The organism is Deltaproteobacteria bacterium (assembly GCA_016875395.1).
Classification (GTDB): Bacteria; Myxococcota_A; UBA9160; order UBA9160; family UBA6930; genus VGRF01.
Window position 1 is genome coordinate 56,826 of the sequence record VGRF01000007.1, and the last position, 18,120, is coordinate 74,945.

An 18,120-nucleotide genomic window follows, 5' to 3' on the forward strand; every position below is an offset into this window, starting at 1 on the left:
ACGTGCCCGATCGCATCGTGCAGGAGGAGCTGGAGCTGCTCGCGCGGGTTCGCGAGACGCTCGGCGCGAACGCCGAGCCGCCGCCGCCCAACGAGTCCGGGCTCGTGCAGGACCTGCACGGCATCCGCGATCAGCTGCTCGAAGGTGCGCCCGACCTCTACGACCAGACGCAGCTGACGCAGCGCTTCCACGTGCAGAGCTCGGTGCTCGATCAAATCCGCAAGTCGCGCGGCGCGCCGCGCGTCGACGGCGCGTCGCCGTACTTCGCGCACCTGCGCCTCCGCGAAGGCGGGCGCGTGCGCGATCTCTGCATCGGTAAGGCGACGCGCCTCGACCACGGCCTCCGCATCGTCGACTGGCGCAACGCGCCGATCGCGCAGCTCTTCTACCGCTACCAGCAGGGCGACGAGTACGAGGAGGAGATCAGCGGGCGCGTGCAGGCCGGCCACGTCGAGGCGCGGCGCACGGTGACGATTCGCGCGGGTGCGCTCGAGCGCGTCGAGTCGCCCGAGGGCGTGTTCGTGCAGGACGCGAGCGTGGACGAGGGCTGGCGCGTGTCGGCGAAGACGCTGCCGCGCCTCGCGGGCGGCGAAGGCGCGGCGCTGCGCGTGCAGGAAGGCGAAGGCGGCGCGCGGCGGCTCGGCACCGACCCGAGCGGGCGCGCGCTGCGAGCGGACAAGCGCCTGCCGGACATCGCGGGCCTGATCGATCCCGCGCAGTTCGACCTGATCACGCGCCCGAGCGCGGGCCTCGTCGTGATCCGCGGCGCTGCGGGCTCGGGCAAGACGACCGTTGCGCTCCACCGCATCGCGTACCTCGCCTACGACGACGCGCGCATCGACTCGAACGAGACGCTCTTCGTCGTGTTCTCGCAGGGCCTGCGCGACTACGTGAGCCACGTGCTGCCCGCGCTCGGCGTCGCGCGGGTCGCCGTGCGCACCTTCCACCAGTGGTCGAGCGAAGTGCGCCGCCGCCACTTCCCGGGGCTCGCCGAGAACGTGCGCGACGACACGCCCGCGCTCGTGACGCGCCTCAAACTGCATCCCGCGATGGAGACGGCGCTCGAACGCCAGGTCGCGCGCGCGCCCGCCCAAGCCACGCGCGGCCGCGTCGTCGACGACTGGATCACGGTGCTGAGCGATCTGCCGTTCCTGCAGAGCGTCTTCGCGGAGGTCGCGCCGGACGCGTTCCGCGCGGGCCACCTCGAAGAGGCCGTGGCGCATTGCCGGCGCCAGCTCGAGGCGGTGCAGGCCTACATCTCGGGCGACCACGACGCCGAGGCCGAGCTCGATCCCGAGGACGACGCGCTGTTGTTACGGGCGTGGCAGCTGCGGATGGGGCCGCTGCTCGCGCAGAACGGCGCGCCGCTCGAGCTGCGCCACATCGCGATCGACGAGGTGCAGGACTTCTCGCCGCTCGAAGTGCGCGTGCTGATCGAGTGCGCGGGCGAGCGCCGCAGCGTGACGCTCGCGGGCGACACGCAGCAGCACGTGATGCAGGCCGCGGGCTTCACCGATTGGTCGCAGTTCTTCCGCCACCTCGGCCTCGAAGCGGCGCACGTCGACACGCTGCAGATCAGCTACCGCTCCTCCGCCGAGATCACGCGCTTCGCGATGGAGCTATTAGGTCAGCTGCGCGAGAAGGACCTCGCCCTGATGACGACGCGCTCGGGCCCGCCCGTCGAGATCTTCCACTACACCGAGCACGGCGCCTGCATCGCCTCGCTCGCCGATGCGCTGCACGCGCTCGCGAGCGCCGAGCCGCTCGCGTCGGTGGCCGTGCTCACGCCGTCGCGCGAGCTGAGCGAGATCTACTTCCGCGGCCTCCAGCAGAGCGACGTGCCGCGCCTGCGCTGGGTGCAGCAGCAGGACTTCGCGTTCACGCCCGGCGTCGAGGTCACCGATGTCGAGCAAGTGAAGGGCCTCGAGTACGACTACGTCGTGCTCGCCGGCTGCGACGCCGCGCACTTCCCGCCCGACGCCAAGTCGCGCCGCGTCCTTCACGTCGGCGCCACGCGCGCCGTGCACCAACTGTGGGTCACGTGCGTGGGCGAGCCGAGCCGCGTGATCGAGGAAGCCGAGCGCGCGTGCGCGGTGGGCGGCGTAGAGAGCGCTTAGGCGATCGCCGGGCGTGCGAGCTCGCGCAGCGCCGCGCGCGAGCACGACGCCCACCCGGCAGAAAGCGAGCGCCATCGCGACGACGGTGGCCCGTTGATGGAGAGCTCGGCTCCGCCTATTCAGGTCCGCCGCGCCCTCTCGAGTCGCGCTCGCCGAAGTCCACGCCGCGGGGCTCCCCCGGATTTGGGGAGTCGCCTTGCGGAGTGTCGCCTCGCCCGCTGAGGAACCGCTGGAAGCCGTCCGGACGCAGTTCGTCTCGCAGCCGCTGCCAGCGGCTCCTGCGTTTCGGTGCGCGGCGCAGAGCGCTGGCGAACCAGGCGAGCGCGAGGATCAGCCCGGCGCCTAACAACACGACTCGCCAGCCGAGTTCGTCCATCGCAGGCCTCCGCTGCGCAATGCGCGAGTGAGTCCTTAGCCGCGAAACCTCAGAGCGCCCGCTGCCACCACCCGACGTCCCAGTAGCGCCCGTGCTTGCGGCCTACCTCGCTGTAGCGGGCGACCAGCGCGAAGCCGAGGCGCTCGTGCATGCGCACCGAGGCGTCGTTGGGCAGCGTGATGCCTGCGAGCAGGCGGTGCACGTCTTCGCCGCGCAGCGCGTCGAAGAGCGCGGCGTACATGCGCGGGCCGATGCCGCGCGCGCGTTCGGCAGCGTCGACGTAGATCGTGACCTCGACGCTCGTCTCGTATGCGGCCTTCGGGCGGTACTGCATCGAGCTCGCGTAGCCGATCACGCGGCCCGCACGCTCGGCGACGAACAACTGGTGCCGCCCGCTCGCCGCGAACTGCGCGAGCCAGGGCTCACGCTCGGCTTCCGTGTACGGCTTCACGTCGAAGGTGATCGCCGTCGTCTCGACGTAGTGGTTGTAGATCTCGACGATGCGCGCGAGGTCTCGGCGCTCCGCGCGGCGAATCTCGACTGCGAGGTCCGTGCTCATGCGCGGAGAGTATGCGCAGCGCGGGCGCACGAGCCGAGCCGCGTGCAGCGCGACGTGCACGGATCCGCGCGCCGGAGCCGCGGCCGGCGCAATCAGCTTCGGCGCGAGCGCGGCCGATGCGTGCGCCATGACCGAGTGCCCCAAGTGCGGCTTCGAGACCGGCTTCGAGAGCGAGTGCGCGCGCTGCGGCGTCGTGTTCTCGCGCTGGCGGGCGCCGGCGGTCGCGACACCCGAAGCGACTCCGGAGCCTTCGCTCGAAGCAGTCGCGGAGCCCGAGCCTGCGCGCGGGCCGCACGTCGATTCGCTCGGCTGGGCGTGCTTCGGCGGAGGGCTCGTCGCCGCGTTCCTCGCGCTTCAGTTCTGGCCGACGCAGGCCGCGCTCGGCGCGATGACCACGCTCGTTCACGAGATGGGGCACGCCGCGTTCGGCTGGCTGTTCGGGTACCCGTCGATTCCCGCGTTCGACTTCAGCTACGGCGGCGGCGTCACGCTGCAGCAAGACCGCATCGCGCTGCTCGGCGTGGGGGTCGCCGCCGCGCTCGCGTACGCCGCGTACGCAATGCGCGAGCGCGCGCCGCTGCGAAACGCCCTGCTCGCGGCGCTGGCGCTCTACGTGCCGCTCGCGCTCACGCGCGGGCACGAGGCCGCAATCCTCGCGATGGGCCACGGGGGCGAGCTGTGCTTTGCGACGCTCGCGCTGCACCGCGCGCTCTCGGGCCGCGGCTGCAAGCTCGAAGCGGAGCGCCCGCTCTACGGCCTGATCGGCTGGTTCATCGTGCTCTCCGACGTGCGCTTCGCCTGGCAGCTGCGCACGAGCGCCATCCACCGCGAGCTCTACGAAGAGGCCAAGGGCGGCGGGCACTGGATGGACTTCTCGCGCCTCGCGAACGAGTTCTTCCACGTGCCGCTCGACACGATCGTGGCCGTGTTTCTCGCGCTGCTCGTCGTGCCGCCGCTCGCCGCGCTCGCGCTGCAGCGACTGCGGCGCGATTGAGGCGCACGCGCGAAACTCGGCGCTGCTTCAGGAGCCGTGCGTGAGAGAGCTGCGCGACATCTTGGCGGCCTACGAGCAGCTCGCGGCGCGCGGCGAACGCGGCGTGCTCGCGAGCGTCGCGGGCGTTGCGGGCTCGACCTACCGGCGCGCGGGCGCGCGCATGCTCGTGCTCGCGGACGACACGATGGTCGGCCTGATCAGCGGCGGCTGCCTCGAGGGCGATCTGCTCGAGCACGCGCGCGCGGTGCGCGAGACCGGTACGCCGAAGCTCGTGCAGTACGACCACCGCGGGCAGGACGACATCGTGTGGGGCCTCGGGCTCGGCTGCGCCGGCGCCGTGGACGTGTGGCTCGAGCGCGTCGACGCCACGCAGCCAGGCCCGCTCGCACAGCTCGGCGCGTGGAGCGAGGCGCGCACCAGCGGCGCGATCGCGACGGCTCTCGATGGCGCGCGCGCGGGCCAGCGCCGCACGCTCGACGCGCAGGCAGGCTTGTTAGGGACGCTCGCGGTCGCCGAGGTCGACGCCGCGCTCGAAAACGCGCTCGCGAGCGGCCACGGGCGGCGCTTCACGAGCGCGAGCGGTGAGTCGATCTGGCTCGAGATGGCGCGCGCCCCGGTGCGCCTCGCGCTGTTCGGCGCCGGCCCCGATGCGATTCCGCTGTCGCGCATCGCGCGCGAGCTCGGCTGGGACGTGGTGGTGAGCGACCACCGTGCGGCCTACGCGGTCGCCGAGCGCTTCCCCGGCGCCGACGTGCGCCACGTCGAGGTGGCGCAGTCGGTCGTGCGCGCCGCTGTCGATGCGCGCACGCACGCGATCGTGATGACGCACCACTACCTGCACGACCGCGCGATCCTCGCCGCGCTGCTCGCGACGCCCGCGCCGTACATCGCGGTGCTCGGCCCGAAGCAGCGCACGCACGACCTGCTCGCCGAGATCGCCGCGACCGGCCCGCGCGTGGGCGACGACGAGCGCGCGCGCGTGTTCGGCCCCGCCGGCCTCGACATCGGCGCCGACGCGCCCGAGGAGATCGCGCTCTCGATCTGCGCCGAAGTGCAGGCCTTCGCGAGCGGCCGCAGCGGCGGCGCCCTGCGCGAGCGCAAAGGCCCGATCCACGAGCCCGCGGCGTAGCGGTAGTGCCCGCCCGAATCCCCGCGCGACGCAACTACGCAGGGTCTGACCCCTTCCGAGCGGCGGGATGCCCGTAACCGCGGTGCTTCTCGCTGCCGGCGGCTCGCGGCGCCTCGGCGAGCCCAAGCAGCTGCTGCGGCTCGCGGGCCAGACGCTCATTCGACGCGCAGCGCTTGCGGCGCTGGGCTCGCGCGTAGGGCGCGTGCTCGTCGTGACTGGTGCGCGCGCCGCCGAGGTGGAAGCGGCGCTCACCGGGCTCGCGGTGGAGTGCGTGGGCTGCGAGCGCTGGGAGGCGGGGCTCGCCGCTTCGCTGCGCACGGGCGTCGAGGCCGCGCTCGCACGCGGCGACGAGAGCGTGCTCGTGATGCTCGCGGATCAGCCCGCAGTCGATGCTGCGCTGCTCGACGCGTTGATTGCGCAGCACGCCGCGGGCGCCGAGATCGCGGCGTGCGAGTACGGCGGTGAGCCCGGCGTGCCCGCGCTGTTCTCGCCGCCCTATGCGCGCAAGCTGCTCGCGCTCGAGGGCGACCGCGGGGCAAAGGCGCTGCTCGTGCGCGAACGCGCCCACCGCGCGCTCGTGCCGTTCCCGGACGGCGCGCTCGACGTCGACACGCGCGACGACTGGGAGCGCGCGCGGCGGATTCTCGAAGCGCGAGCCGCGGATCGCGCGTGACGCGCAGGCGCAGAGTCGAACGCTGGCTTACGGATCGGTTGCGTTGGAAGCTGTGCTCCGCCCCGAGGTCGCGATGACGCAGCGCAAGTCCTGGGATCTCTCGTTCGACTCGTGGATCGACGCGCAGATCCGCGAGGCGAAGTCGCGCGGGCTGTTCGACGAGTTATCGGGCGCGGGCAAGCCGCAGACGAATCTGCGCGACGCCGAAGACCCGATGTGGTGGGCGAAGCAGTTCTTGCGTCGCAAAGAGGTGTCGTATCTACCGCCGGCGATCGAGGTGAAGGTGCGCGCGCAGAAACTGCGCGAGGTGCTCGCGGGCTTCCCGAGCGAGCGCGCCGTGCGCGAGGCGGTGGACGCGCTGAACGCCGACATTCGCCGCGTGAACCGCACCGCGACCGACGGGCCGATGACGACGCAAGCGCCGCTCGACGTCGAGGAGCTCGTGACGCGCTGGAGCGCAGCGCGCTCGGAAGCGAGCGGTGCCGCGGCGCCGGGCAGCGCCACGCTTCATCTCGAAGCGCGCGAGGGCGACGGCAGCACGCGCGCGAAGCGCCGCGCACTCTTCGAGATCAAGCCCACGAAGCGATGATCCCGCAAGCGGAGCGCGCAGCGAAGCAAAGCCGAGCGGAGGCATCCCGACGGGAGCCGAGCGAAGATCGAACAGTGGCTCGCGGTGCGTGGAGTCTCGTCGTCGGGTCTCCGCGCATCTCGAGTCGGTCTCCCAACAAGCGAGGCCGCGATGGCGAAGCTCGAGTTCTTTTTCGACTGCAGCAGCCCGTGGACGTACCTCGCGTTCCACAAGATCGAGGGCGTCGCACGCGCGCACGCAGCGCAGCTCGTGTGGCGGCCGATCCTCGTGGGCGGCGTCTTCAACACGGTGAACGACACGGTCTACGCCGCGCGCGAGAAGCCGAACCCGCGCAAGGCGAAGTACAGCTCGAAGGACCTCCAAGACTGGGCGCGCCTCTACGGCCTGACGATCGCTTGGCCCAAGGTGTTCCCGGTGAACAGCGTGAAGGCGATGCGCGCGGCGATCGCGCTGGAGGAGCGCGGCAAGCTGCCGGCATGGTCGCGCGCCTGCTTCGAGAGTTATTGGGGGCGCGGCGAAGACCTCTCGCAGGACGCGGTGCTCGAAGCGATCGCGAAGCAGCAGGGCCTCGACGCGAGCTGGCTGTTCGCGCGCATCGCAGCGCCCGAAATCAAGGAGCAGCTGCGCAAGAACACCGACGAGCTGATCGCGCGCGGTGGCTTCGGCTCGCCCACGATGTACGTGAACGAGTCCGACATGTTCTTCGGCAACGACCGGCTGCCGCTCGTCGAGGCGGCGCTGAAGCGAGCGGGGTGACCCCGTGCACGGCGAGCTCTCTCCTCTCCGCGTCCGCGCGACTCGGCCCTCGAAATCGCGGCGCCTCCACCAGCGCGAAGCGCTGCAGGCCGCGCGCCGCGAGCCGTAGGCGAGCCAAGACAGCAACATGTGCGACACGTTCGTGCGCGTGCTTCCCGATCGCGTGCTGTTCGCGAAGAACAGCGACCGCGATCCGAACGAGGCGCAGCTGCTCGAGTGGCACGCGCGCCGCACGCACGAGAGCGGCGCGCGCGTGCGCTGCACGTGGATCGAGATCGACGAGGCGCGCGAGACGCACGCGGTGGTGCTCTCGCGCCCGTTCTGGATGTGGGGCGCCGAGATCGGCGCGAACGAGCACGGCGTCACGATCGGCAACGAGGCCGTGTTCACGGACCAGCCGTACGCGCCGAGCGGCCTCACGGGCATGGACTTGTTACGGCTCGCGCTCGAGCGCGCGGAGTCTGCCGAGCGCGCCGTCGCCGTGATCGGCGAGCTGCTCGAGACGCACGGCCAAGGCGGCGGCTGCGGGCACGAGAATCGCGCCTTCACCTACCACAACAGCTACCTCGTCGCGGACACTCGCGGCGCGTTCGTGCTCGAAACCGCGGACAAGAATTGGCGCGCGGTGCGCATCGGCGGCGCGTACGCGATCTCGAACGCGCTCACGCTGCCCGAGCTTGCGCGCGAGCACGCCGATCCCGTGCGCGGCCGCCTCACCGCTGCCGATACACGCCGCGCGTGCACGCTCGCCGCGGCGCAGCGCGCGGAGTCGCTCGCCGATCTCGCCGCCGCGCTGCGCTCGCACGGGCCCGATGCCGGCGACTCTCCTCGCTACCGCTGGCACAACGGCGGCCTGAACGCGCCGTGCGTCCACGCGGGCGGGCGGCTCGCCGCGTCGCAGACCACGGCCTCGTGGATCGCGGAGCTCTCGCCTCGAGGGGTTAGGCACTTCGCGACTGCGACCGCCGCGCCCTGCACCTCGCTGTTCAAGCCCGTGCGCGTGAGCGAGCCGCTCGATCTCGGCGCGGCGCCCGAGGATCGCTTCGATGCGAGCACGCTCTGGTGGCGGCACGAGCGCCTGCATCGCGCCGTGTCGCGCGATCCGACGCGCCTGCTGCCGCTATTCGCAGACGAACGCGACGAGCTCGAAGCGGGATGGTTCGCGAGCGGCGCGAAGATCGAGCCGAGCGCGGCGTTCGCGGAGGGCGAACGGCACCTCGCGGCCTGGACGGCGCGCGTGCTCGACGCGGCGGCCACCGCGCCTCGCGACGCGCGGCCGGGCTTCGTGCAGCGCTATTGGGCGAAGCGCGATGCACGGGCGCGAATGCCGGCCTGAGCGCGAGCGAGCCCCCGCGTCCTTCGCTCGGCTTCGCCTCGAGGCGGTTCGTGCATGTGCGCACTTCCTCGGCACCGCGCGCTTGGGACGCACGCGCCTCGCTCGCGCGCGCTAGAGAGTGGGTGCATGCAGCGGGTTCCTTCGCGCGAGGCGCTTCTTCGGTACGCGGCGTTTCAGCTGCCGGGCATTGCACTGGCGGGTGCGCTCTCGTTCGCGGCTTGGGAGTGGTTCGCGGTGCCGGCGTGGGCGGTGAGCGCGGCGTTCGCGCTGTGGGTGGCGAAGGACGCCGTGCTCGCGCGGTTCGTGGCGCATGCGTACGAGCCGAGCGCGCGCGGCGGGCCGCACGATCTTGTGGGGAAGCGCGGGGTGGCGGAGACGGAGCTCGGGCCGCACGGGACGGTGCGCATTCGTGCGGAGCGCTGGCGCGCGACGTGCGCGCTCGGCGTAGATCGCATCGAAGCGGGCGCAGCGGTGCGCGTGGTGGAGATCGAGGGGCTGACGGTGATCGTCGAGCCGGCGGGTTGAACTCGCTGCGGGCTTCGCCGAAGTTCCGGCGCCGTGCCTAACACCAAGCCGCGCCGCTCCCCACTCGACAAGCTGCTGAGGCTCTTCACGCTCGACCCGCTCGACCGCGATCTCTTTCTCGCCGAGACGCCGAAGGGCGAGGGGCGCCTGTTCGGCGGGCTCGTCGCCGCGCAGTCGGCGCTCGCGGCGAGCGCGACGGTGCCGGCGGATCGCGCGCTGCACTCGCTGCACGCGTACTTCCTGCGCCCAGGGCGGCACGACGCGCCGATTCGCCTGCTCGTCGACCGCATCCGCGACGGGCGCTCGTTCACGACGCGCCGCGTGGTCGCGCATCAAGCGGGCGAGGCAATCTTCAACCTCGACGCGAGCTTCTGCGTGCACGAGCCGGGCGTCTCGCACCAAGATCCGAAGCCGGCTGCGCCGCCGCCCGAGGGCCTGCCCGATTGGGAGGATCTACGCGCGGAGATGCTGCACGACACGCGCGCGAAGCGGCGCCAGGCGGTCGAGGTGCGCGTGTGCGACCCCGACGACCCGAGCGGCGCGAAGCAGCCGCCTAACAAGCGCGTCTGGCTGCGCACGATCGAGGCTCTGCCCGACGACCCGCGCATCCACGAAGCGATGTTCGTGTACGCGAGCGACCGCACGCTGCTCTCGACCGCCTCGCGACCGCACGGCCTGCCCTGGGGCAAGCGCAGCGTCGCGAGCCTCGACCACGCGGTGTGGCTGCACCGCCGCGCGCGCTTCGACGGCTGGATCCTCTACGCCTCGCACAGCCCCGTCGCCCACGACGCGCGCGGCCTCGTCTACGGCGCGATGTACGACGCGAGCGGCGCGCGCGTCGCGTCGGTGGTGCAAGAAGGCTTGGTGCGCGTGCCGCGCTGAGCCCTCAGGCGCGGCGCCGCACGAACAGCGCGGCGGCGGCAGCGCCCAGCATGGCGAGCGCCGCCGGCTCGGGCACGCTGTTCACGCTGACGCGCAGGTTGTCGATCGCCCACGACTCGTCGTCGAGGCTCTGGTTCCCCGGGCCTTGCATCAGGAACGTGATCGTCACGCTCGATGCGGTGTGGGGAATGTTCGAGAACACCGGGTCGGCCCCCATGTCGTACGCGGAGTCGGTGAAGAAGCCGCCGGGACCGCTGCAGCCGAGGTCGACGTGGCGCGCGAGCGTGACGCCCGGCGGCGGCACGTAGCTCTGGACTTGGGTCGGCAGCGCGTTCGCGAAGGACTCGTTGAAGATCTCGACGCCGTCGACGCTCACGACGAAAAAGTCACCGGACGGGAAGGAGCCGGTGCCGTCCAGCGAGTCGATCGCGGCGAACAGGAACGCGAGCGAGAGCGAGTCGTGCTGGGGAAGGTTGTTCAGCGTGAGGGTGATCGTGTTCGCAGGAATCGTTCGCAGGAAATTCCCACCGAACTGATTGCCGCTCGCACCGAGGCCGCCACTCAGCGCGACTGGCACGCCGTTCAGCGTGGCGGCGAGCGTGCCCGGCACCAATCCGGCGTCGGTCACGATCTGCACCGTGAAGCTCGGCGTCGTGACCGTGGCGTTCTTCGCGGGAGACACACTCACGATCCCGAAGAGCCCGCAGCCCCCGCTGAGGGAGCTGAGACCGAACAGGACCGCCAGCAACAGCGAACGCAGCGAACGCACAGGGGCACCTCCAAGACGCGAACGAACGGAAGCGCGCAGTATATGAGCGGTCGAGCCGAGTCTGGGCTCGTATTGGCGTAGGCGAATCCCGGCGGACGGGTCGATCCATTCCACACGAGAGTGCGAGCCCTTGCGAAACCATCGAGCCGCGCGGCCGCCTACAGGGAATGAGTCGCGCGACGGAGCGGGCCTGCGGGCCCCGGCAACCGGCGGGTCGAGCGAGGCGAAAGTGCTCGCGATCGCAGCGATGCGAACGCGTGGACGGATCCTCGGGCAGGACCGGCGCGCCCGAACCGTGCTCGCGGAGGCGGATGCGCGCCTCATTGCCGCGTGCGGAGTTTTCCGCCTCGGATCGCGCGAAGTGCGAACCCGCCGGGAAAGTGCGTCGTAGCCGCTTCGTTCGGGCTCGCCCGTCCCGACGTGGAGGCATCGATGACGCACGGAACCGACGAAGCGCGCGAAACGCTGCGCAACCTGCACCGCAACCGCCCGGAGCGGCGCATCGCCGGCGTGTGCGCCGCGCTTGCCGATCACCTCGAGCTGCCGCTCGCGGTCCTGCGCGCCGCGTTCCTGATTGGCGCGCTGCTGCCCTCGATCAACGGGCTCGTGATCGCGCTCTACCTCGGCATCTGGTTCCTGACGCCGCCCGACTACGGCGCGCGCAGCGGCATGGACCGCGTGCTCGACGCGCTGCGCGATCTCTTCGGCGGCGACGCGCCGAGCTCCTCGAGTCGCTGACGATCGAGTCGGATGCGCGGGCTGCGCGCTCCGCTTGCCCGGTCGACTCCGCTCGGCTCCGCCTCGCTGCGCGCTTCTCTTGCTAGCTCCGGTGGTTGGCCCAGCGATCCCAGTGTGTGAGGCGCTTGCCGGGAATGCGCTGGGCGCGCTGGAACGTCTCGCCCTTGAACCACGCGACGGGCAGCAGCGCGACCTGCGTGAAGCGCTCGAACGGAATCCCTAACAGCTCCGCCGCCTCCTTCTCGAACGGGAGGTGCAGCGTCGTCCAGGCAGAGCCGAGCCCGCGCGCGCGGGCCGCGAGCATGAACGACCACACCGCAGGCAGGATCGAGCCGTACACCGAGGCCTGCGCGAACGCGGGCGCATTCTCGACACGCCCCTCGATCAGCGGGATGAAGTGCACGGGCACCTCGTGCAGGTGCTCCACGAGATAGTGCGCGGAGTCGAGCACGCGCGGCCGCTGCGCGGCGCGCGGATCGCCCTCGCCGTACTGCGGCTGCTCCTTCCGGTTCACGTACGGGAGGAACGCCTTCTTGTAGAGATCGGCGAGCGCTTTCCGCTTCGCCGCGTCGGTCACGAACAGGAACTGCCAGCCCTGCGAGTTCGAGCCCGTCGGCGCCTGCAGCGCGATCTCGATGCACTCCTCCAGCAGCTCCGCCGGCACCGGGCGCGCGAGATCGAGGCGCTTGCGCACGGAGCGCGTCGTGGTGAGAAGCTCGTCTGCGGCTTTGAGATCGATCGGCATGGTTCACTTCCGGATCGGGTGGGCGACGCGAGTCGGGCTCGTGGTCGCGCTGTTTCCGCGCGTTTACCACGAACGAGCCTGCTTCGCCGCGCGTGTGGCCGCGTTCGCGCTGCTGGAGGAAGGATCCAGCGTGTTCGCGAGCGGCGCTGCGTTCGCGTTGAACCGCGTCGACTCGGAGCCATTCGGAGTAACCTGAGCTCGCTGCTGCGATGTCGTCACGACGGAAGCGAAAGCGTGAACTGCACGAGCTGCGAACACCAGAACTCTCGGGGCGCTCGCTTCTGCGAGATCTGCGGAGCGCGCATGCCGCGCAGCTGCGCAGGCTGTGGCGCGGCGCTGTCGGGGGCCGCGCGTTTCTGCTCGCAGTGCGGGCTGCCCGACGAGTCGAACGTCCAGGGTGCGCCCGTTGCAGCACCCGCTCCGCGCGCGGAGCCCGCCCTCGCACAAGGGACCACCGGCGAGCGCCGGCAGCTCACCGCGATGTTCTGCGACATGGTCGGCTCGACCTCGCTCGGTCAACGGCTCGATCCCGAGGAGCTGGGCCGGGTCATCTCGGCCTATCAGGGCGTTTGCTTCGAGGCCGTCAGGCGCTTCGAGGGCCACGTCGCGCAGCTGCTCGGCGACGGCGTGCTGGTTTACTTCGGCTACCCGCAGGCGCATGAAGACGACGCGCAGCGCGCCGTCCGCGCCGCGCTCGAGATTCAGCGTGAGCTCGAAGCGCGCAGCGCCGAGCACAAGCAGCGCGGCGAGCCGGAGCTGCGCGCGCGCATCGGCATTCACACCGGCCCGGTGGTCGTCAGCCGGCTCGGCGGCGAAGCGCACCAAGAGACCCTCGCGCTCGGCGACACGGTGAACGTCGCGGCGCGGCTCCAGGCAATCGCCGAGCCGGGTTCAGTCGTCATCAGCGACGCCGCGCTGCGCCTCGTGGCCGGTCTGTTCGTGACGCGCGATCTCGGCGCGCCCGGCTTGAAGGACATCGCGCAGCCGATTCGCGTGCACGCCGTGCTGCGCGTGGCAGGCGTGCGTGCGCGCGATGCCACTGCGCGGAGCGACTTGCCCCTGCTCGGCCGCGACCGCGAGGTCGACCTGCTGCTCGATCGCTGGGAACGAACGCGCGAGGGCTTCGGGCAGGTCGTCGCGATCACGGGCGAGCCGGGCATCGGCAAGTCGCGGCTCGTGCGCGAGTTCAGCGAGCGCATCGCCGCCGACGCGCACACCGCGCTCGATCTCGCGTGCTCGCCGTTCGCGACGGGCAGCGCCTTCCAGCCCGCGATCGAGCTGTTCGAGCGCGGCTTCGGCTTCGCCGAGACCGACGCGCCGGCGGAGCGGCTCGCGAAGCTCGAAGCCGCGCTCATGCAGATCCCGGGCGTCGAGCCGAAAGATGCGGTGCCGTATCTCGCAGCGCTGCTCGGGCTACCGCCTTCAGCGCGTTTCCCGCTCGAGCACATGAGCCCGGAGCTGCAGCGCGAGAAGACGTTGCAGGCGCTCTCGGCGCCAGCGCTCGCGATGCTGCGCATGCAGCCGCTCGTGATGTTCGTCGAGGATCTGCACTGGAGCGATTCATCGACGCTCGATCTGTTAGGGCGGCTGATCGAGCAGACCCCCGCACAGCGCCTCATGCTCGTGCTCACCTACCGGCCGAGCTTCGAGCCGCCTTGGTCGCTCGCGCGCTCGTACGTGACGCCGCTCGCGCTGTCGCGCCTCAACCATCGCGCGACGCTCGCGATGATCGAAGCCGCCGCGGGGCTGAAGCTGCCCGAGCGCGTGCTCGAGGATCTCGCGGAGCGCACGGACGGCGTGCCGCTGTTCGCCGAAGAGCTTGCGCGCACGCTCGTCGAGTCGGGCGTGGGCGTCGCGAGCGAGGGCCGCTTCGAGCTGCGCGGCCGGCTCGCGGAGCTCTCGATCCCGACCACGCTGCAAGGCTTGCTGATGGCGCGCCTCGATCGCCTCGCCGCCGGCAAGCCTGTTGCGCAGCTCGCGGCGACGCTCGGGCGCGAATTCTCCTACGCGCTGATCGAAGCCGTCGGCGAGGTCTCGCCGGTCGAGCTTCGCAGCGGACTCGAACAGCTCGTGAACTCCGAGATTCTCTTTCGCCGCGGCGACCCGCCCGACGCCACGTACAGCTTCAAGCACGCCCTGCTGCAGGACACGGCGTACGAGTCACAGCTGAGGAGCCGTCGGCGCGAGTTGCACGCTCGCATCGCTGACGCGCTCGACCAGCATTTCGCCGCGCGCGTCACGGCGGAGCCGCAACTCGCGGCGCATCACTGCGCAGAGGGCGGCCTCGTCGAGCGCGCGATCGGCCACTACGCGCAGGCGGCGCGCCAGGCGATCTCCCGCCTCGCAAACCCGGAGGCGATCGACTACTTCGGCCGCGCGCTCGATCTGCTCGCGACGGTGCCCGAAAGCGCAGCGCGCGACCAACAGGAGATCGCGCTGCGAATCGCGCTCGCGGGGCCGCTCTCGCCGCACGCCTATGCGCCGGAGACGGTCGCGAACTTCACGCGCATCGAGGCACTGTGCGAAGCGCAGAGCCCCGGCCCAGCGCGGCTGCCCGCGCTGCTCGGCCTCGCGGTGCTTCACCAAACGCGCGCCGACTCTCAGCGCTCGGCGCGCTGGGCGCAGGAGCTGTTAGGGGTCGCCGAGGCGCTCGGCATCGTTCCGCTGCGGGTCGCGAGCCACGCGATGCTCGGGACCTCCGCTTCCACGCTAGTCGGCTGGGCCGAGTCGTGTCGGCACTTCGAAGAAATGACGCGGCTCGCAGCGGAAACGGAGATGCCGGCGCCATCCGCCGCGTTCGACCTCGACGTCATGGGGGCGTTCGGCGGCGCGTACGCGATGAGCCTCGTACTCTTCGGCAAGCCCGATCGCGCGCTGGCCGTGCTCGCAGGTGCGATCGAGCGCACGCGCAAGCTCGGGCACGCCTTCTCGCACGCGTACGCCTGTGTGATGGGTGCCGGCACACACTATTTCCTCGACGACCCCGAGCGTGCGCTCGAAGTCGGGCGTGAGGGTCTCGGAGCCTCCCGCGGCCGCGGCTTCGCGATCCTCGACGCTACCTCCCACACGATCTGCGGGTGGGCGCGCGTCAAGCTCGGCGACGCGGACGGCGCGGACGAGGGCGAACGAGGCCTCGCGCTCCACGGCGGTGGCAGCAGCATCGCCGGCATCGAACACCTGCTGATCGTGGGTGCGGAGATCTCGCTCGAGCTCGGACGCTACGAACGTGTGACTGAGCAACTCGATCGGGCGTACGCGTTGAGCCGCCGCGTGGAGGGCAGAACGAATGGGCCGAGAATCCCCTCGCTGCGCGCGGAGATGCTCTTGCAGACGGACGGCGACCTCGCTGAAGCGCAGCGCCTGCTGCTCGAAGCGATCGCGGGCTGGCGCGACATCACATGCCCATGGATGGAGGTACGCTCCGCGTGCCTGCTCGGAGAGATCGCGCTGCGCACGGGCGACCGCGCGCCCGCACGCGAGCGCCTCGCCGCGCTGCTCGCGACCCTCGACGAGGGCGCGAACACGCGGCGCATCCGCGGCGCGCGCGAGCTGCTCGCGAAGCTGAGCTAAACCCGCGCGATTACGCCAGCTTGCGCACCAGCGGCTCGCACTGCTCGATGAAGCGCAGCGCCTCCGCCTCGCCGCGACCGGGCAGCATCAGGATCAGGCGGTCGACGCCGAGGTCGGCGAACGCGCGCGCGCCCGCCTCGTCGACGGGGCGCGGCGGCGTGATGCTGATCTCGAGCGCGCCGAGCGCCGCGGGCCGCTGCACTTCCGCGCGCGCTGCGGCGATGCCCGCGAGGTCACCCTTCGTCGCCGCGAGATCGCGCGCGAAGCCGTACCAGCCGTTGCCGCGCAGGAGCGCGCGCTTGAACGCGCTCGCGCTCATGCCGCCCACGACGATCGGCGGATGCGGCTTCTGCACCGGCCGCGGCTGCGCGTCGACGCCGCTGAACTTCACGGTGCGCCCCGCGAACGCGGGCTTCTCCAGCGTCCAGATCGCGCGCATCGCGTCGATGTACTCGTCGGCGCGCGCGCCGCGGTCTTCGAAGCGCGCGCCGAGCGCGTCGAACTCGGGCTTCAGGTAGCCCGCGCCCAGCCCGAAGATCAGCCGCCCGTTCGAGAGCACGTCGACGCTCGCGAGCTCCTTCGCGAGCACGAGCGGATTGCGCTGCGGGAGGATGATGATCCCGGTGCCGAGCTTCACGCGCTGCGTGTGCGCGGCGAGGAACGAGAGCGACGCCGCGGGATCGAGCATCGGATGCTGCGGCGGCGCGGGCGACGGCAGCGCCTGCGGATCCGGCAGCACGACGTGCTCGCCCGTCCATAATGACTCGAAGCCGGCGGCCTCTGCGGCGCGCGCCACCTTCGCCGAAGTCTCCGGCTGCGCACACGGGCCGGTGTTGATGCCGAACAAGCCGAAACGCATGGGGGGTGCTCCTCGCGGGCCAAAGTACCGCGGCTCGGTGTGCGGGCGCGCGGGCGGGGACTGCGAGCGAGGGGTGCGGCTGGAGCCCGGTCGTCGCGAGCGGGAAGCGCAGCGGATGCAGCTGGCTGGCGCTGCGCGCCGCAGCTGATCCGCTCTGTGTGGCGCCGTGTCGAGCGCGGTTGCGCGTGGCACGCTGCGCGAGATGTCGGCGGAATCCGAGGTGCTCGCGCTCGAGCGCGCGGCGTTCGAGGCGTGGCAGGCGGAAGAAGTCGCCGCGCTCGGGCCGTGGCGGCTGCGCTTCATGCACGGCGTCACGGGCCGCGCGAACTCGGTGTGGGCGGCGTCAGGCGAGCCGCCGCAGGGCTTCGCGCGCGCGACCGACGAGGTCGAGGCGTGGTACGCGGCGCGCGGTCTCGCGCCCACGTTCCAGCTCTCGCCGATCAGCGACGCGCGCCTCGACGCGCTGCTCGAAGCGCGCGACTACGCGCGGCTGGATCCTGTGAGCGTGCAAGTCGCAGACGCGGCGCGCGTCGGAGAGCTACTCGCTGGGCGCGACGGAGTCCGCTGCGAGAGCGCGCTCGACGACGCGTGGTTCGAGCTCTCCGGAACGCGCGGGCGCTTTCACGGCGCCGAGATTCACGTGTACCGCGCGTTCCTCGAGCGCATCGCGCCGCGCGCCGGCTTCGCGCTCGCGCGCGACGAGCGCGGCGCCGCCGCAGCGGTGGGCCTCACGATCGTGGCGCCTCCGTACGCGGGCGTGTTCTCGATGCTCACGCTGCCCGAGCAGCGCCGGCGCGGGCTCGCCGCCGCGTTGTTAGGCGAGATCGCGCGCTTCGCGCTCGCCCGCGGTGCCACGCGCCTCTACCTGCAGGTCGAGATGCAGAACGCCGGCGCGCTGACGCTCTACGCGCGCGCCGGTTTCACCGAGTCGCATCGCTACTGGTATCGGCGCCGCGCCTAACTACTTCTTCCCCGCCGCTTTCTTCTTTGCGCCCGCCTTCGCCTTCACGACACGCGCCTTCTTCGCGCGCGGCTTCGGCGGCGCCGACGTCTCGGGCCGCGCCGTCATGCTCGCCATCGCCGCGTTCATCTCCTCGAACGAGACGTCGCGAATGCGCGTGTGGAAGAACCACTGCTGCCCCTCGAGGTCGGTCGCGTTGTAGACGCGATCGCCATAGAACATGTCCGCCGGCTCGCTCGTGACCTTGGCGCCCGCCTCGCGCGCGCGAGCGCAGTGCGCGTCCACGTCGTCGACGTACACGAGCACCGAGCCGTGCCGATCCTTCAGCGCGCGCCTCGGCTCGTACCCCTCGGGCGTGCCGAGGTAAATCACCGCGTCGCCCAGCGCGAGCTCCGCGTGCATCACGGCCTCGCCTGGACCAGGCAAGACGCTGCGGACCTCGAACCCGAACGCCTTCGCAAGAAAGTCGATCGCGCTCTTGCCCTTCTTGTACGAGAGATACGGAACGATCCGCTGCGTGTTCGGGGGAAGATTCGCCATGA

Annotated in this window: 17 protein-coding genes; 12 read left to right on the forward strand and 5 right to left on the reverse strand. The window is 71.5% G+C overall.

Annotated features, from left to right (window positions below):
• Positions 1-2 precede the first annotated feature (2 nt).
• Positions 3-2,117, forward strand: a complete 2,115-nt coding sequence (locus FJ091_07680) for an AAA family ATPase (GenBank protein ID MBM4383237.1) — start codon at positions 3-5, stop codon at positions 2,115-2,117.
• 425 nt (positions 2,118-2,542) lie between these two features.
• Here the strand turns inward: FJ091_07680 and FJ091_07685 are convergent, their stop codons facing one another.
• On the reverse strand, positions 2,543-3,052 hold the full coding sequence (locus FJ091_07685; GenBank protein ID MBM4383238.1) for an N-acetyltransferase: 510 nt from the start codon (positions 3,050-3,052) through the stop codon (positions 2,543-2,545).
• Between the two features lie 127 nt (positions 3,053-3,179).
• Between FJ091_07685 and FJ091_07690 the strand changes: the two genes are divergently transcribed.
• From FJ091_07690 to FJ091_07725, 8 genes are all read left to right on the forward strand, one after another.
• Positions 3,180-4,046 carry a hypothetical protein gene (locus tag FJ091_07690; GenBank protein MBM4383239.1) on the forward strand — a complete coding sequence of 289 codons (867 nt, stop codon included), beginning with the start codon at positions 3,180-3,182 and terminating at the stop codon, positions 4,044-4,046.
• Between the two features lie 40 nt (positions 4,047-4,086).
• A complete protein-coding gene (locus tag FJ091_07695; GenBank protein ID MBM4383240.1) occupies positions 4,087-5,175 on the forward strand; it encodes an XdhC family protein in 1,089 nt (362 codons plus the stop codon).
• Positions 5,176-5,242: 67 nt separating this feature from the next.
• Positions 5,243-5,848: a nucleotidyltransferase family protein gene (locus FJ091_07700; protein MBM4383241.1), complete on the forward strand. Its 606-nt coding sequence runs from the start codon at positions 5,243-5,245 to the stop codon at positions 5,846-5,848.
• A gap of 73 nt (positions 5,849-5,921) precedes the next feature.
• Positions 5,922-6,437 (forward strand): DUF1992 domain-containing protein, encoded by a 516-nt coding sequence (locus FJ091_07705; GenBank protein MBM4383242.1) that lies wholly within the window; start codon positions 5,922-5,924, stop codon positions 6,435-6,437.
• A 150-nt stretch (positions 6,438-6,587) separates the two neighbouring features.
• Entirely contained in the window at positions 6,588-7,193 is a 606-nt protein-coding gene (locus FJ091_07710; protein ID MBM4383243.1) for a 2-hydroxychromene-2-carboxylate isomerase, read from the forward strand.
• Between the two features lie 127 nt (positions 7,194-7,320).
• Complete coding sequence (locus tag FJ091_07715; protein MBM4383244.1) at positions 7,321-8,529, forward strand: C69 family dipeptidase; 1,209 nt, start codon at positions 7,321-7,323, stop codon at positions 8,527-8,529.
• A gap of 126 nt (positions 8,530-8,655) precedes the next feature.
• On the forward strand, positions 8,656-9,054 hold the full coding sequence (locus FJ091_07720; GenBank protein MBM4383245.1) for an NfeD family protein: 399 nt from the start codon (positions 8,656-8,658) through the stop codon (positions 9,052-9,054).
• A gap of 33 nt (positions 9,055-9,087) precedes the next feature.
• Positions 9,088-9,936 (forward strand): acyl-CoA thioesterase II, encoded by an 849-nt coding sequence (locus FJ091_07725; protein ID MBM4383246.1) that lies wholly within the window; start codon positions 9,088-9,090, stop codon positions 9,934-9,936.
• A 4-nt stretch (positions 9,937-9,940) separates the two neighbouring features.
• Here FJ091_07725 and FJ091_07730 read toward each other — a convergent pair whose 3' ends face one another.
• On the reverse strand, positions 9,941-11,029 hold the full coding sequence (locus tag FJ091_07730) for a PEP-CTERM sorting domain-containing protein (protein MBM4383247.1): 1,089 nt from the start codon (positions 11,027-11,029) through the stop codon (positions 9,941-9,943).
• A gap of 108 nt (positions 11,030-11,137) precedes the next feature.
• Between FJ091_07730 and FJ091_07735 the strand changes: the two genes are divergently transcribed.
• On the forward strand, positions 11,138-11,443 hold the full coding sequence (locus tag FJ091_07735; protein ID MBM4383248.1) for a PspC domain-containing protein: 306 nt from the start codon (positions 11,138-11,140) through the stop codon (positions 11,441-11,443).
• 82 nt (positions 11,444-11,525) lie between these two features.
• On the opposite strand, the gene FJ091_07740 is transcribed toward FJ091_07735, so the two are convergent.
• Entirely contained in the window at positions 11,526-12,188 is a 663-nt protein-coding gene (locus FJ091_07740) for a nitroreductase family protein (protein MBM4383249.1), read from the reverse strand.
• 234 nt (positions 12,189-12,422) lie between these two features.
• On the opposite strand from FJ091_07740, the gene FJ091_07745 reads away from it, so the two are divergent.
• The gene (locus FJ091_07745) at positions 12,423-15,758 is read left to right on the forward strand and encodes an AAA family ATPase (GenBank protein MBM4383250.1); all 3,336 of its coding nucleotides are present in this window, start codon (positions 12,423-12,425) and stop codon (positions 15,756-15,758) included.
• Positions 15,759-15,768: 10 nt separating this feature from the next.
• On the opposite strand, the gene FJ091_07750 is transcribed toward FJ091_07745, so the two are convergent.
• Positions 15,769-16,617, reverse strand: a complete 849-nt coding sequence (locus FJ091_07750; protein ID MBM4383251.1) for an LLM class F420-dependent oxidoreductase — start codon at positions 16,615-16,617, stop codon at positions 15,769-15,771.
• A 166-nt stretch (positions 16,618-16,783) separates the two neighbouring features.
• Between FJ091_07750 and FJ091_07755 the strand changes: the two genes are divergently transcribed.
• Entirely contained in the window at positions 16,784-17,578 is a 795-nt protein-coding gene (locus FJ091_07755; GenBank protein ID MBM4383252.1) for a GNAT family N-acetyltransferase, read from the forward strand.
• Here the strand turns inward: FJ091_07755 and FJ091_07760 are convergent, their stop codons facing one another.
• Complete coding sequence (locus FJ091_07760) at positions 17,579-18,118, reverse strand: VOC family protein (GenBank protein MBM4383253.1); 540 nt, start codon at positions 18,116-18,118, stop codon at positions 17,579-17,581. It abuts the gene before it with no gap.
• Positions 18,119-18,120: the final 2 nt, after the last annotated feature.

What these genes read in the sequence shown, in the direction of transcription:
- FJ091_07760 (MBM4383253.1), bottom strand. Translation starts at nt 18,118, where the DNA reads ATGGCGAATCTTCCCCCGAACACGCAGCGGATCGTTCCGTATCTCTCG.
- FJ091_07705 (MBM4383242.1), top strand. Translation starts at nt 5,922, where the DNA reads ATGACGCAGCGCAAGTCCTGGGATCTCTCGTTCGACTCGTGGATCGAC.
- FJ091_07730 (MBM4383247.1), bottom strand. Translation starts at nt 11,029, where the DNA reads ATGAGGCGCGCATCCGCCTCCGCGAGCACGGTTCGGGCGCGCCGGTCC.
- FJ091_07750 (MBM4383251.1), bottom strand. Translation starts at nt 16,617, where the DNA reads ATGCGTTTCGGCTTGTTCGGCATCAACACCGGCCCGTGTGCGCAGCCG.
- FJ091_07690 (MBM4383239.1), top strand. Translation starts at nt 3,180, where the DNA reads ATGACCGAGTGCCCCAAGTGCGGCTTCGAGACCGGCTTCGAGAGCGAG.
- FJ091_07740 (MBM4383249.1), bottom strand. Translation starts at nt 12,188, where the DNA reads ATGCCGATCGATCTCAAAGCCGCAGACGAGCTTCTCACCACGACGCGC.
- FJ091_07700 (MBM4383241.1), top strand. Translation starts at nt 5,243, where the DNA reads ATGCCCGTAACCGCGGTGCTTCTCGCTGCCGGCGGCTCGCGGCGCCTC.
- FJ091_07715 (MBM4383244.1), top strand. Translation starts at nt 7,321, where the DNA reads ATGTGCGACACGTTCGTGCGCGTGCTTCCCGATCGCGTGCTGTTCGCG.
- FJ091_07685 (MBM4383238.1), bottom strand. Translation starts at nt 3,052, where the DNA reads ATGAGCACGGACCTCGCAGTCGAGATTCGCCGCGCGGAGCGCCGAGAC.
- FJ091_07720 (MBM4383245.1), top strand. Translation starts at nt 8,656, where the DNA reads ATGCAGCGGGTTCCTTCGCGCGAGGCGCTTCTTCGGTACGCGGCGTTT.
- FJ091_07735 (MBM4383248.1), top strand. Translation starts at nt 11,138, where the DNA reads ATGACGCACGGAACCGACGAAGCGCGCGAAACGCTGCGCAACCTGCAC.
- FJ091_07710 (MBM4383243.1), top strand. Translation starts at nt 6,588, where the DNA reads ATGGCGAAGCTCGAGTTCTTTTTCGACTGCAGCAGCCCGTGGACGTAC.